The organism is Pedobacter hiemivivus (assembly GCF_004331685.1).
GTDB classification, from domain to species: Bacteria; Bacteroidota; Bacteroidia; order Sphingobacteriales; family Sphingobacteriaceae; genus Pedobacter; species Pedobacter hiemivivus.
In genome coordinates this window covers 47,698-60,466 of the sequence record NZ_SJSM01000029.1, presented here as the reverse complement: position 1 = coordinate 60,466, position 12,769 = coordinate 47,698, and the positions used below count along the sequence as shown (strand labels likewise).

The window sequence follows — 12,769 nt, the reverse complement described above, 5'->3', positions numbered from 1 at the left end:
ACGGCGGTGGGATATCGAGGTATTCTTTCGTTTTTTAAAACAGGAACTCAATCTAAGTCACCTTATCTCATTGAACAAGAATGGAATACAGATCATCTTATACATGACCTTAATTGTGGCAATGATGGTCCTGATGTATAAAAAAGCTAACGACCTAAGTTATAAAACGGCTAAAAGAAGACTAGCTATGGAAGTCAGAGACCTGGCAATGGCTTTAATTGTCGTACAATGTGGAGGAGATCCTGGACTGTTTTTCAAGACATAAAAGAAATGGTCGGAATTTCTTCCGACCATGACTGCCCAATTTGGGGCCTTTTTTATGATCAAAACAAATACTAGTTAACTAACTAGTGAGGCTTCATCTGCTACAGCTTTAATCTGCTGCTCAGTATAAGTATATTTTCCTGTGTGGGCAATGAACACATCTTTTTGCTCCAACAAATCACGGTTGGCCATCAAGCTTTTTAAGCTTACATTTCCAATAACGTATTTGTAGTCATCACGTGAGAATCTTTCTACAATGTTCTCAATCTGCAATTTCTCTACAGTGTATTCATGCGTATAGCGCAGGTAAACTTCAATGCTTACATTATCAGTATGCACAAGTCCGTTGTGCTGATGATATTTCTTATATTCATAACGGTAACCATATCTTAAAGCGGCAATGTCCGACAATACGGCTGCACCAGTAGGGTGGCCACCAGCTCCTTTTCCAAAAAAGAATTGTTTATCGGCAAAGGCAGCCTGAACAGTTACACCATTGTATTCATTTTCTACATTGAAAAGGAAATCGTCAGACTTCACAAACTTTGGCAATACATAAGTCACGACTTGTTTAGTACTTATTTTACGTGCAGTAGGTACCAATTTAATTTTAAAGTTCTTTTCTCTTGCGTACCTGATGTCGTTCTCAGAAAGGTTCTGAATACCAACATTAAGAATTTTATCAGGATTGATGAATAAACCATAAGCATGTGCAGTTGCAATAGCCAGTTTAAATTTAGGATCGTATCCACCAACATCCATAATCGGGTCAGTTTCTGCGAAGCCAAGATCCTGTGCTTGTTTTAAGGCTACACTATATTCCATGTTCTCATTAAATATTTTGGATAAAATATAGTTTGACGAACCATTGAATATACCGCTGATGCCGTGAAGCAGCTCATTGTCGTAATACTCTTCCAGGTTACGGATAATTGGAATACTACCACATACTGCACCTTCATATAGTAAGGAAGCATCATGCTTTTCTTGTAATTCAACCAATTCCGCAAGGTGTGAGGCAATCATTTTTTTATTCGCAGAAACTACGTTTTTACCACTAATTAATGCTCTTTTAACAATGTTGTAAGCAACCTCAGCATCATCTATCAATTCTACGATTGTATTGATCTCACTGTTGTTTAACAGTTGATTATGATCGGTTGTGAAAAGGTGCGCATCTAAAGTACGCTTCTTATCAGGGTTTTTGATGGCGATTTTAATGATTTCAAGATTCAAATCCTGACCACGGATAATGTCATGTAATCCCTGTCCAACTACCCCAAAACCAAATAAACCAATTTTAAGTTTCTTGCTCATCTAATTATTATGCTGTTTTATGTAATTTAATTATTTTCTTGTTGATGCTTTCCTTCAGGAAATTGCCAATGATGTTTGTCAATGCGTCAGTTTCTATCAGGAATCCATCATGGCCATAGGCTGATTTAAGGCTATGAAATTCAGCTCCTGAAATATTTTTTGCCAGAAATTCCTGTTCAGAGATTGGGAAAAGTACATCGTTATCAATGCCGATCACCAACGTGTTCGCTTTGATCAATGCCAGCGCATCAGTTACGCTGTTTCTTCCTCTGCCAACGTTGTGGCTATCCATTACTTTACTTAGGTACCAGTAGCTGTAAGCATTAAAGCGCTTGCAAAGCTTTTCTCCCTGGTAATTCTGATAAGAAGAAGCTCTAAAGTTACCCGTCTTATCATTTACACTTTCCAGCTGAGTAGCTGTATAAGCATCGTAAGTTCTGTATGACAATAAGGCGATACTTCTGGCCACTTTTAATCCTTTTAGACCACCATCAGGCTTTTGTGCATAAAAACTACGGTCGGTGCTAATGGCTAAGCGCTGACTTTCATTAAATGCGATACCCCATGGAGAGTGAACCGCGTTTGTGGCTACCAGGATAAGGTTCTCAACGATCCCTTGATCCATAATTGCCCATTCCACAGCCTGCTGTCCGCCCAAAGAGCCACCTATCAATACTTTAATGTGCTGAATACCAAAATGTGCAGCAAGCAAGCGGTGCGCCGAAACCTGATCCCTCACCGTAAGTTCGGGGAAGGAAAGGTAATAAGGTAATCCCGTTACCGGGTTTTCACTTAAAGGGTTGGTGCTACCATAATGCGAGCCCAATACATTGGCGCAGATGATAAAATGCTCTTCAGGATTAAATAAGGCGTTGTTGCCAAATAATCCTTTCCACCAATCCAATACGTCAGAATTGGCAGTAAGTGCATGGCAGGCCCAAATTACATTATCCTTTTTGGCATTCAGTTTACCATAAGTTTGATAGGCAATTTCAAGCTTACGGAGCTTCTTGCCACTTTCAAGCTTAAAGGTCTTGGTGTAATTATATGTGGATATTGTACTCATTACTTATTTTTTTATAGCAGCAAAAGCTTGTTCAAAATCGGCTTTGATATCATCGATATGCTCGATACCAACAGACACTCTCAATTGATTAGGGGTAACACCAGCGCTAATTTGTTCTTCTTCGCTTAATTGCTGATGGGTAGTTGCTGCAGGTTGTATGATTAGTGTTTTTGCGTCTCCAACATTGGCCAGGTGACTTACCAAATTAAGGCTGTCGACCAATAAAGTAGCTTTTTCTTTAGCGCCATGTAATTCGAAAGACAATACAGCACCAAAGCCATTTTGCAAGTACTTTTTAGCATTGGCGTGGTATGGACTGCTTTCCAGGCCTGGGTAGTTTACGCTTTTTACAGCCTCATGGCCTTCAAGCCAGGTCGCTAATGCAAGTGCATTGTCAACATGACGTTGTACACGTAGTGACAAGGTTTCTAAGCCTTGCAGCAGTTGGAAGGAGTTGAAAGGAGAGATGGCAGGACCAAAATCTCTTAAACCTTCTACACGGGCACGAATGATAAACTGGATATTTCCGAAAGGACCATCATTTCCAAACACCTCATTAAATACCAATCCATGGTAACCTTCAGATGGTTCAGTGAATTGACTGAATTTACCATTTCCCCAGTTGTAGTTTCCACCATCTACGATTACACCGCCAATGCTGGTTCCATGTCCGCCAATCCATTTAGTCGCAGATTGAACTACAATGTGTGCACCATGCTCTAATGGTTTAAACAGGTATCCTGCGCAACCAAAAGTATTGTCTACAATTAAAGGCAAATCATGTTTGTTGGCAATAGCTGATATCTTTTCGAAATCAATGATGCTATAAGCAGGGTTACCTATACTTTCCAGGAAGATTGCTTTTGTATTGGCATCAATTTTAGCTTCAAAATCTGAAGGATCATTGCCATTGGCAAATTTAACTTCAATACCTAAGCGTTTAAAGCCAACTTTAAACTGGTTGTAAGAACCACCATATAAGTGAGATGAGGAAACGAAGTTATCGCCAGCTTCTAAAATGTTGTTTAATGCAATAAATTGTGCTGCTTGTCCAGATGCTACTGCTAAGCCTGCTACGCCACCTTCAAGGGCTGCTACACGTTTTTCAAATACATCCGTAGTCGGGTTCATGATCCGGGTGTAGATGTTTCCAAATTCCTTCAGGGCAAATAGGTTTGCACCATGTTCAGAGCTTTTAAATCCGTAAGAAGTAGTTTGATATATAGGTACAGCTCTGGAACCGGTTGTTGGATCGATTACCTGACCTGCGTGTACTTGTAATGTTTCAAATTTATGAGAAGCCGACATATTGTGTTTAATTTATATGGTGTAATTAATTTCTTAGGAGGATACCAACAGGCATAAAAAGGCATGAAAGTATATAGTAGTTTAGCGTACCCCTAAAGGGCCTTCCGGATGGATTACAAGAAATGCAAAAGGAAGATTTAATGATTATTGCATGCAACAGCACATACACATGGTAAGTGGCGGGCAACAATAATGATTAAGATTAGAAGTAATAGTTTTCATACGTTTAAATTTATCTTTCCAAACGGCACCATGCCGGCTGGTCAGGAATTGGCACCTTCTCCATTTTGGGAGGGTTGCCAGTGGGTCAAAGAGCCTGTCTCTCGCCACTTCTTTATAAATCAAACCTTGAATTAAGAAGGTTGACTTGATTAGCTTTCGCTAAATAATAATTCAAATGTAGGCGTAACTTACAAAATATCCAAAATTTAATTCTGAATACTTTGTAAGTATCTAATATTTAGTGATATAAAGTTATTTGTTTGGTTCGTTTTATAACTGTTTTACTGCTAAAGCTTGCTCGAAATCGGCAATTAGGTCGTCTATATGCTCAAGGCCTACGGAGATCCGAATTAAATTCTGTGGGGTTTTGGTGTCTGGACCCTCTACAGATGCGCGATGCTCTATTAAGCTTTCAACGCCACCAAGGCTGGTTGCCTGTGCAAATAGCTTTACCTGATTTACAATTCTACGCGCTTCTGCAGCGCCACCTCTAACAAGGATAGATAGCATCCCCCCAAAACCACTCATTTGTTTCCTTGCAATCTCATGTCCAGGGTGAGTAGGTAGTCCGGGATAATATACAGTTTCAACTGCAGGATGATTTTGAAGGTAAAGGGCTAGTGCCATTCCATTTTCACAATGTCCGCGCATTCTATAGGACAATGTTTTAATACTTCGAACCAGTAAGAAGCAGTCGAAAGGAGAAGGGACTGCTCCGCCAATCTGTTGTATGTTTCTGATCTTTTCCCAGAACTCATTTTTCTCAGCGGTAATCAAAACGCCACCAAGCACATCACTATGGCCACCAATGTATTTGGTTGAAGAGTGCATCACGATATCGGCACCCAGCGCAATTGGATTTTGCAGGCAAGGAGAGGCGAAGGTGCTATCGCAGGCCAATATCAATCCATTTGCTTTACTTATTTCGGCTATAGCGGCCACATCAGTGATCTTTAACAAGGGGTTGGATGGTGTTTCTGTCCAGATCATCACGGTATTTGGTTTGATGTGCTGCTTAATCAATTCAATATCTGTGAGGTCGATGAAGTCAATAGATAAGGTGTCGGCAAAAATGGTCTGTAGTTGTCTTTTAAAGCCCCAATACATATCGTCGGGCGCAATGATATGGCTTCCGGGCTTAAAGGCCTGGAAAACGGACATTCCAGCAGTATTTCCGGAGGAGAAGGCGCAGGCATCAGCTCCTTTTTCTAACTCAGCGATAGTGTTTTCAAGAGCAGATCTGTTTGGGTTGCTGACTCTGCTGTACATGTGTCCACCAGAATATCCACCATCTTCATTTCTTAAAAAAGTTGTAGATAAATTTATCGGTGGTGTAACATCTTGTGTGCTGATGTTATATAAATTTCCGGCATGTATTGCTAAGGTTTCTGCTCTCATTATTATGGGGTTAAATACTAAATAATTGCGTTAAGCGATGATCAGGTTAAAGGTAAAAATTATTATGCTGAAGTTTTGGCAAGATTTATGTATTTAAAAAGTAAAAATACTTGATATGAAAAGAATATTCCTGATAGCAGCCATTTTTTGCAGTGCAATAATGGTGTTGCAAAGTTGCTCGCCAAAAGGTGCAGCAACAACTCAACCCGTAAGAAGAGGTGACATAACCGGTAACTGGGTTTTAAATGATATTACATTTGATGGGGTTCCACAAGCTTCTGTTAAATCGTTGTTTGGTGAATCATCGTACAAGTGTTTTGTGGGTAGTACCTGGAGATTAACCAATAGTGGTAATGGTAGTTATACATTAGGTGGTGAATGTGGTGCTAAAATGCAAACTATTTATTGGTCGGCTAGTCCTAAAGACGATACTTTCCAATTTAAAAAACTGTATGAAGGTGATAAAGCTAAAAATGTAACAGAAGGTTATAGATTGGTGATCGCATCTGCTAATGGCGATGGTATGGTGATTAAAACGCCTGTAGAATATGGTAGTGGAACGGCTTATATAGTGTTGAATTTCGCTAAGGCTCAAAAATAAAAATAACCGTTCTCTTCAAGAGCTGCATTGCTTCGCTGAAAAGCGAAGAACGCTGAGGCTCTTTCAGTGAAGGTAATTTTTCTGGTCACAAAGCGCAACAGTATTGTGTAAACACAAAAAAAGAACAACATTAAAAGACACAAAAAAAGGAACTTACTTTGGTAGGTTCCTTTTTTTGTGTGTTCTTTTTCTTGCGTTATTCTTGTTCTCTTAAATGTCGGAGTAATCGGTTGGTGTGAGGAAGCGCGTATCGTTTTTAGATACATTGTTTTGGTATTCAGGCATAGATTTCAGTTTCAGCCAGTATTCGTCTTTTCCAAATGTTTTCCAGTGTTCATCACGGTCAGCTTTATTTTCAAAGGTTGTCAGGTACATAAGGTTAGGCATTCTGCTTCCAGAGACTACTTCAGCATAAAAGACAGCGTTAAAATTAAGTCTTTTAAAGAGACCGATTTCCCCGCCTTTATTGAACATCTCAACTTTGTTTTTATAGCGCTTTTCAGTTGGACCTTCGTAGCTACGGAGTTCGTAAACACGATCTTTTTTGGGGGCGCTTAATTTTGGTGTGTTGAACTTCGGACTACCTTCAAAAGCATTAAGTAGGATGCTTTCTATTCTTTCGTAAGGAGCATCGGTGTGTAGCGCATCCAGGTAGCTTTTTCCTTCGTTCCTGAATTTGAGGTCCTTTTCAAGGGCGTTTTCAGTCTTAGTGAAATGCGTGTAAGAATTGAAGGGGATAAAAACATAAATCAGTTTTTCACTATTCTCAGTCCCTTTTGTGTCTGTATTTTGCAGGGGCTTAAAAACACCTACATTGGTTATTCCGGCGCGATGCAAAGCTGGCAGGTAGGCCGTTTTTAAAAAATCATCCACTGTTTTCTCTTGCTCGCTACTTTTTAAATGGTAGACTTTTATTTGGTAGAAATCTCTGCTGCCATTATTTGCATAAAGATAGCTAATGGGCATTAGTAAGGCGAGAAAGAGGATGGATAGTTTATTCATGTTGACTTTCAATAAGTTCTTTGATTTTTATGAGACGGTCGTAAAAACATTCGAAGGGTCTTACGTTTCCGTGTATTTTTAATAGGGTGATGTGGGTGTCGATGCACTGGGCTACATTGTTTAGCTTGGTGCCTGGATAAAGTTCTAGTGACTGGGGTAAATCTATTCCTGAAAAATGGGCTTCTAGTTCGTCAATTGTCATGTTGCAAATGTAGCCAAATATTGAGATTCTTTAACGTATGTATTTCCTTTTCTGAAGAGAAGCTCTTTTACATAATACTGACAGGTAAAATCGGTTAAAAAAAGAGGTATCTAATGATTTTATACTATTTTTGCTCATTATACATCATAAATGGATACGACTTCAAAACTTGCTTTGATCTTAGCTGATGCTGATCTTTCAGCTGAACTAAAATCAATTGCCCTCAAAGTTCAAAATAAGGAAAGGATTACATTTGATGAAGGTGTTTACCTTTATGAACATGGCGAGCTAGGCTACCTTGGTGTACTGGCAAATTACATCCGGGAACAGCGACATGGCGACAATACTTATTTCAACCGTAATTTTCATATCGAACCTACAAATGTTTGTGTATACGATTGTAAATTTTGTTCTTATTCGCGTCTGATTAAAGAGCGTGAATCAGGATGGGAGATGAGTGTAGATGGTATGATTGATGTATTGAAGAAATACGACAATGAGCCAGTTACCGAAGTGCACATTACCGGTGGTGTAGTGCCAAAGCAGAACCTGGAGTTTTATAGCGATTTTTTTAGAAAAGCAAAAGCACATCGTCCTGATCTTCATATCAAAGCCCTTACTCCGGTAGAGTATTACTATATCTTCAAAAAGGCGAAGTTAAGTCATTATGATGGTATGAAATATATGCAGGAAGCCGGTCTGGATTCTATGCCAGGCGGTGGTGCTGAAATCTTCCATCCTGAAGTAAGAGAAAAGATAGCTCATGATAAATGCAATGCCGAGCAATGGCTTGATATACATGAGCAAGCACATAAATTAGGTATGAAGACCAATGCAACGATGTTGTATGGACACATAGAACAGTTTTGGCATAGAGTAGACCACATGGAACGCCTGCGTCAGCAACAAGACAAGAGTGGGGGCTTTCAGGCATTTATACCACTTAAATTCAGAAATCAGAACAACCAGATGGACAATGTACCAGAGGTTTCAGTGATTGAGGATTTGAGGAATTACGCCATTGCCCGTATTTATATGGATAATTTTGATCACATCAAGGCTTATTGGGCGATGATCAGCAGGCAAACTGCACAGCTATCCTTGAATTTTGGTGTAGATGACATTGATGGTACCTTAGACGATACCACTAAGATTTACTCTATGGCAGGAGCAGAAGAGCAAACCCCAGCTATGAATACCCAGGAACTGGTAAACCTGATTAAACAGGTAAATCGTAAGCCGATTGAACGGGATACTTTATACAATGTGGTAACTGATTATACCAACGTTGTATTTGAAGATGAAGCGAAACCACAATATTATAAATTGCCCGTAATCAATTAAAATGGATAAGGAAATATACATCATCAGGCATGGTGAAACCGATTTAAACAAACAAGGAATAGTTCAAGGTAGAGGTATCAATAGCGATCTGAATGATACCGGAAGGGCACAGGCTGCTGCATTTTATGCTGCTTATAAAGATGTGTCTTTTGATAAGGTATATACCTCTAAATTAAAGCGTACGCATCAAACTGTTAAAGGTTTTATTGATGGAGGAACGCCATGGGAACAACTTGCTGGATTGGATGAACTTGCCTGGGGTGTGTGGGAAGGTAAACCTAATGATGAAAATGCCATTACTGCTTTTAAAGGCATCGTGGAGCAATGGGATGGCGGAGATTACGATGCCCATTTTGAAGGTGGCGAAAGTCCGAATGATGTGCTGTTGCGTGAAAAAGAAGCGCTTGAGATTATCAAAAGCGCAACCGACGAGAAAACCATTTTGATCTGCATGCATGGTCGCGCAATGCGCTTGTTTTTATGTTTGTTGACCAACATGCCGATCTCCGAAATGACTTCATTTCCGCATCAAAATACTACCCTATATAAAGTTGAACTTACCGGTGATCAATTTGTGATTACGGCGTTTAACAATACTGATCATTTAAAATAGCATTTACTGTTGAATAAGATTAAAATTTCTGCCGTTTCCTATACCAATACCAAACCTTTTATTTACGGAATTGAACATTCAGCCTTATTGGATCAGATCGATTTGAGCTTAGATATTCCTACAGATTGCGCTGCTAAATTGATTGATGGACAGGTTGATATCGGATTGATCCCTGTAGCTGCAATTCCTCATGTACCCAATGCCAACATTGTTGCCGACTATTGTATCGGATCTGTAGGCGCGGTAAATTCCGTGTTCATCTTTAGTAAAGTGCCAGTTGCCGAAATCAAAACGGTAAGACTGGATAGTCAATCAAGAACCTCTAATAACCTGGCTAAGGTTTTATTGAAATTTCATTTTAAACAGGCCGTAAGCTACGTTACAGATGAGCCCATTGATGCAGATGCAATTGTTTTAATTGGCGACCGCACTTTTGGTAGAAGGGATGATTTTCCATTTGCCTACGATATGGGCGAGGAGTGGATGAATTTTACCGGTCTGCCTTTTGTTTATGCGGCATGGGTAGCCAATAAAGCTATTCCGCAAGGATTTATTAATGATTTTAATCAGGCACTGGCTTTTGGCTTGTCTAAACGCAAAGAACTGCTGCTGGACTTGCCTAAACTCGATAATTTTGATCTGGAAGATTACCTGTTGCATAAACTGGATTTTGAGCTAACCGATAAAAAGCGCGAGGCCCTGGCTTTGTTTTTATCGTACATAGCAAAACTATAAACCTATTCACATTTTTTTAATTTTCAACAAAACGTAAAGCCTACGCCTCAAATAGTATCTTTACGATTTTGTAAACTGAAATCATTTTGGCTAAAGATAATACTAAGGAAACCCCGTTAATGCAACAATACAACGCTATTAAAGCAAAGTATCCGGGTGCATTATTGCTTTTTAGAGTAGGCGATTTTTATGAAACGTTTGGTGAGGATGCGGTAAAGACAGCCCAGATTCTGGGGATTGTACTAACGCGGAGAGGGATAGGACCAAATGGAGCAATCGAATTGGCCGGTTTCCCCCACCATTCATTAGATAATTACCTTTCAAAACTGGTTAGAGCAGGACAGAGGGTGGCGATATGCGACCAACTGGAAGATCCTAAAACAACTAAAACCATTGTAAAAAGAGGGGTAACTGAACTGATTACACCAGGGGTGGCTTATAGTGACAATATCGTTAGTCAGAAGTCTAACAACTATTTAGCTGCAGTTTACTTTGATAAAACCCAGTTGGGTGTTTCTTTTGTAGATATTTCTACAGGTGAATTTCATGTCGCACAAGGTAGTACGGAGTATATTGATAAGCTTTTACAAGGCTTCAAACCCAATGAGGTTGTTTTTCAAAAAAGCAAAAGAAAAGAATTTTTAGAGCTGTTTGGCAATCGGTTTTATACTTATCATTTGGATGATTGGGCTTTTACCAGCGATTATGCCAATGAAATTTTAAATAAACACTTCGAAGTTAACTCCTTAAAGGGCTTTGGAGTAGATCGGTTGCAAACTGGTATCGTTGCAGCTGGTGTAGCTTTACATTATTTAAACGAAACCGAGCACCGCAATTTAAAGCACATTACTTCCATATCCCGCTTGGAAGAAGATAAGTATATGTGGTTGGATAGGTTTACCATTCGCAATTTGGAATTGGTAAGTTCGGCCAATGAGAATGCAGTAACGCTTTTCCAGATACTTGATGAAACCAGTACTCCAATGGGTGCCCGTTTGCTCCATAAGTGGATAATTATGCCATTAAAGGAACTAAAACCCATTGAAGAACGCTTAGGGATGGTCGATTTCCTGGTGAAAAATGATCCATTGCTACAAGAGTTTTTAATACATATCAAGCAAATTGGTGATCTGGAAAGGTTAATTTCTAAAGTTGGCTTGCTGAGGGTTGGCCCGAGGGAATTGTGTCAGTTAAAGAAATCCTTGTATCACATAGAAACCGTAAAGAAGCTTGCTGAAGAAACTCAGAATCCTTTTCTGACGGCATTGGCCGATCAGCTGGATCCTTGCTTAAGCATCAGAGAAAAGCTGGAGAGAGAGTTACAGGAGGATCCACCAGCATTGCTGATTAAAGGAAATGTAATTGCAGATGGAATAGATGAAGAGCTTGACCGTTTGCGTAAGATTTCATTTGGTGGAAAAGATTATCTGGTAGAAATTCAAAAGAGAGAAGCCGCAATAACAGGTATTCCTTCCTTAAAAGTAGCCTTTAATAATGTTTTTGGATACTATTTGGAGGTTACGCATACGCATAAGGATAAAGTGCCGGCAGACTGGATCAGGAAACAGACCCTGGTAAGTGCCGAACGTTATATCACTCCGGAGTTAAAAGAATATGAAGAGCAGATATTAGGAGCCGAAGAAAAGATTCAACAAATAGAGGTAAGACTTTATACCGAATTGATCAATCAAGTCGCTGCTTATATCAGACCAATACAACTGAATGCGTTTTTAGTCGCCCAACTGGATGTATTGCTTTGCTTTGCCCAGCTTGCGGTTAAAAACCACTATGTAAAACCTGTACTGAACAAGAAAAAAGTGTTGGATATTAAGGGTGGTAGACATCCGGTTATAGAAAAACGCCTTCCTGTAGGGGAAGAGTACATCACCAATGATGTATTTTTGGACAACGATACGCAGCAGCTGATTATTATTACCGGTCCCAATATGTCCGGTAAGTCGGCCATACTGCGACAAACAGGCTTAATTGTACTGATGGGCCAGATGGGATGCTTTGTGCCCGCTAAAGCGGCCACAATAGGTCTGGTGGATAAGATATTTACCCGTGTAGGTGCTTCTGATAACTTATCATCTGGAGAAAGTACATTCATGGTAGAGATGAATGAAACTGCCAGTATCCTGAATAACATCTCTGATAACAGCTTAATCTTACTGGATGAGATTGGTCGGGGTACAAGTACTTATGATGGAATATCCATTGCCTGGGCTATTGCTGAGTTCCTGCATACGCATCCAACAGCAAAACCTAAAACGCTTTTTGCAACGCATTATCATGAGCTAAATGAGTTAGCTACCACCATGAACCGCGTTAAAAACTTTAATGTTTCTATAAAAGAAGTAGGGAATAAAGTGATCTTTTTAAGGAAGTTGATTCCAGGTGGTAGTGAGCATAGTTTTGGTATCCATGTGGCTAAAATGGCTGGTATGCCACCAAAACTGATCAACAGGGCTAACGAGATTTTAAAGAAACTAGAGATAGATCGCACTGAAGGTCAGAGTATAAAAGACAGCATTAAAAAGGTTCAAAATCAGGCATATCAGTTACATATGTTTGCCGTGGATGATCCTGTTTTAGTTAAAATCAGGGATATGCTCAATAATCTGGACGTAAATGTATTGACTCCAGTAGAGGCATTGTTGAAATTAGATGAGATACAACGTTTAATTAAAGAGTAAT

The 12,769-nt window shown here is 39.5% G+C and carries 11 protein-coding genes, 1 pseudogene and 1 riboswitch; of the genes and pseudogenes, 6 read left to right on the top strand and 6 right to left on the bottom strand.

What is annotated here, in order from left to right; translation table 11 throughout:
- Positions 1 to 265: pseudogene (locus tag EZ444_RS24560) on the top strand (IS4 family transposase); the annotation flags it as partial.
- A 74-nt stretch (positions 266 to 339) separates the two neighbouring features.
- On the opposite strand, the gene EZ444_RS24555 reads toward EZ444_RS24560, so the two are convergent.
- The 4 genes from EZ444_RS24555 to EZ444_RS24540 form a co-directional block, all read right to left on the bottom strand.
- A complete protein-coding gene (locus tag EZ444_RS24555; protein WP_131612355.1) occupies positions 340 to 1,581 on the bottom strand; it encodes a homoserine dehydrogenase in 1,242 nt (413 codons plus the stop codon).
- 7 nt (positions 1,582 to 1,588) lie between these two features.
- On the bottom strand, positions 1,589 to 2,647 hold the full coding sequence (locus EZ444_RS24550) for a homoserine O-acetyltransferase family protein (protein ID WP_131612353.1): 1,059 nt from the start codon (positions 2,645 to 2,647) through the stop codon (positions 1,589 to 1,591).
- 3 nt (positions 2,648 to 2,650) lie between these two features.
- Positions 2,651 to 3,955 (bottom strand): O-acetylhomoserine aminocarboxypropyltransferase/cysteine synthase family protein, encoded by a 1,305-nt coding sequence (locus tag EZ444_RS24545; RefSeq protein WP_131612351.1) that lies wholly within the window; start codon positions 3,953 to 3,955, stop codon positions 2,651 to 2,653.
- A gap of 229 nt (positions 3,956 to 4,184) precedes the next feature.
- Positions 4,185 to 4,298, bottom strand: a riboswitch (SAM riboswitch).
- A 149-nt stretch (positions 4,299 to 4,447) separates the two neighbouring features.
- Positions 4,448 to 5,575 (bottom strand): trans-sulfuration enzyme family protein, encoded by a 1,128-nt coding sequence (locus tag EZ444_RS24540; protein ID WP_131612349.1) that lies wholly within the window; start codon positions 5,573 to 5,575, stop codon positions 4,448 to 4,450.
- 115 nt (positions 5,576 to 5,690) lie between these two features.
- Here EZ444_RS24540 and EZ444_RS24535 point away from each other — a divergent pair, with 115 nt between their 5' ends.
- Entirely contained in the window at positions 5,691 to 6,176 is a 486-nt protein-coding gene (locus EZ444_RS24535) for a lipocalin family protein (RefSeq protein WP_131612347.1), read from the top strand.
- 210 nt (positions 6,177 to 6,386) lie between these two features.
- Here the strand turns inward: EZ444_RS24535 and EZ444_RS24530 are convergent, their stop codons facing one another.
- Together EZ444_RS24530 and EZ444_RS27920 are read right to left on the bottom strand one after the other, a co-directional pair.
- The gene (locus EZ444_RS24530) at positions 6,387 to 7,178 is read right to left on the bottom strand and encodes an NIPSNAP family protein (RefSeq protein WP_131612345.1); all 792 of its coding nucleotides are present in this window, start codon (positions 7,176 to 7,178) and stop codon (positions 6,387 to 6,389) included.
- Positions 7,171 to 7,380 (bottom strand): DUF6965 family protein, encoded by a 210-nt coding sequence (locus tag EZ444_RS27920; RefSeq protein ID WP_394347794.1) that lies wholly within the window; start codon positions 7,378 to 7,380, stop codon positions 7,171 to 7,173. The genes EZ444_RS24530 and EZ444_RS27920 overlap by 8 nt, the downstream gene beginning before the upstream one ends.
- Before the next feature lie 150 nt (positions 7,381 to 7,530).
- On the opposite strand from EZ444_RS27920, the gene mqnE reads away from it, so the two are divergent.
- The 4 genes from mqnE to mutS all read left to right on the top strand — a co-directional run bounded on the left by mqnE (position 7,531) and on the right by mutS (position 12,768).
- A complete protein-coding gene (gene mqnE, locus EZ444_RS24525; protein ID WP_131612343.1) occupies positions 7,531 to 8,724 on the top strand; it encodes an aminofutalosine synthase MqnE in 1,194 nt (397 codons plus the stop codon).
- A 1-nt stretch (position 8,725) separates the two neighbouring features.
- Positions 8,726 to 9,337 (top strand): histidine phosphatase family protein, encoded by a 612-nt coding sequence (locus EZ444_RS24520; protein ID WP_131612341.1) that lies wholly within the window; start codon positions 8,726 to 8,728, stop codon positions 9,335 to 9,337.
- A 9-nt stretch (positions 9,338 to 9,346) separates the two neighbouring features.
- Positions 9,347 to 10,072: a menaquinone biosynthetic enzyme MqnA/MqnD family protein gene (locus EZ444_RS24515; protein ID WP_131612338.1), complete on the top strand. Its 726-nt coding sequence runs from the start codon at positions 9,347 to 9,349 to the stop codon at positions 10,070 to 10,072.
- An 86-nt stretch (positions 10,073 to 10,158) separates the two neighbouring features.
- Complete coding sequence (gene mutS, locus EZ444_RS24510; RefSeq protein ID WP_131612336.1) at positions 10,159 to 12,768, top strand: DNA mismatch repair protein MutS; 2,610 nt, start codon at positions 10,159 to 10,161, stop codon at positions 12,766 to 12,768.
- The last annotated feature ends 1 nt before the right edge of the window (position 12,769 follow it).

Coding starts and splice junctions, on each gene's coding strand:
- EZ444_RS24555 (WP_131612355.1), bottom strand. CDS start 1,581: ATGAGCAAGAAACTTAAAATTGGTTTATTTGGTTTTGGGGTAGTTGGA.
- EZ444_RS24550 (WP_131612353.1), bottom strand. CDS start 2,647: ATGAGTACAATATCCACATATAATTACACCAAGACCTTTAAGCTTGAA.
- EZ444_RS24545 (WP_131612351.1), bottom strand. CDS start 3,955: ATGTCGGCTTCTCATAAATTTGAAACATTACAAGTACACGCAGGTCAG.
- EZ444_RS24540 (WP_131612349.1), bottom strand. CDS start 5,575: ATGAGAGCAGAAACCTTAGCAATACATGCCGGAAATTTATATAACATC.
- EZ444_RS24535 (WP_131612347.1), top strand. CDS start 5,691: ATGAAAAGAATATTCCTGATAGCAGCCATTTTTTGCAGTGCAATAATG.
- EZ444_RS24530 (WP_131612345.1), bottom strand. CDS start 7,178: ATGAATAAACTATCCATCCTCTTTCTCGCCTTACTAATGCCCATTAGC.
- EZ444_RS27920 (WP_394347794.1), bottom strand. CDS start 7,380: ATGACAATTGACGAACTAGAAGCCCATTTTTCAGGAATAGATTTACCC.
- mqnE (WP_131612343.1), top strand. CDS start 7,531: ATGGATACGACTTCAAAACTTGCTTTGATCTTAGCTGATGCTGATCTT.
- EZ444_RS24520 (WP_131612341.1), top strand. CDS start 8,726: ATGGATAAGGAAATATACATCATCAGGCATGGTGAAACCGATTTAAAC.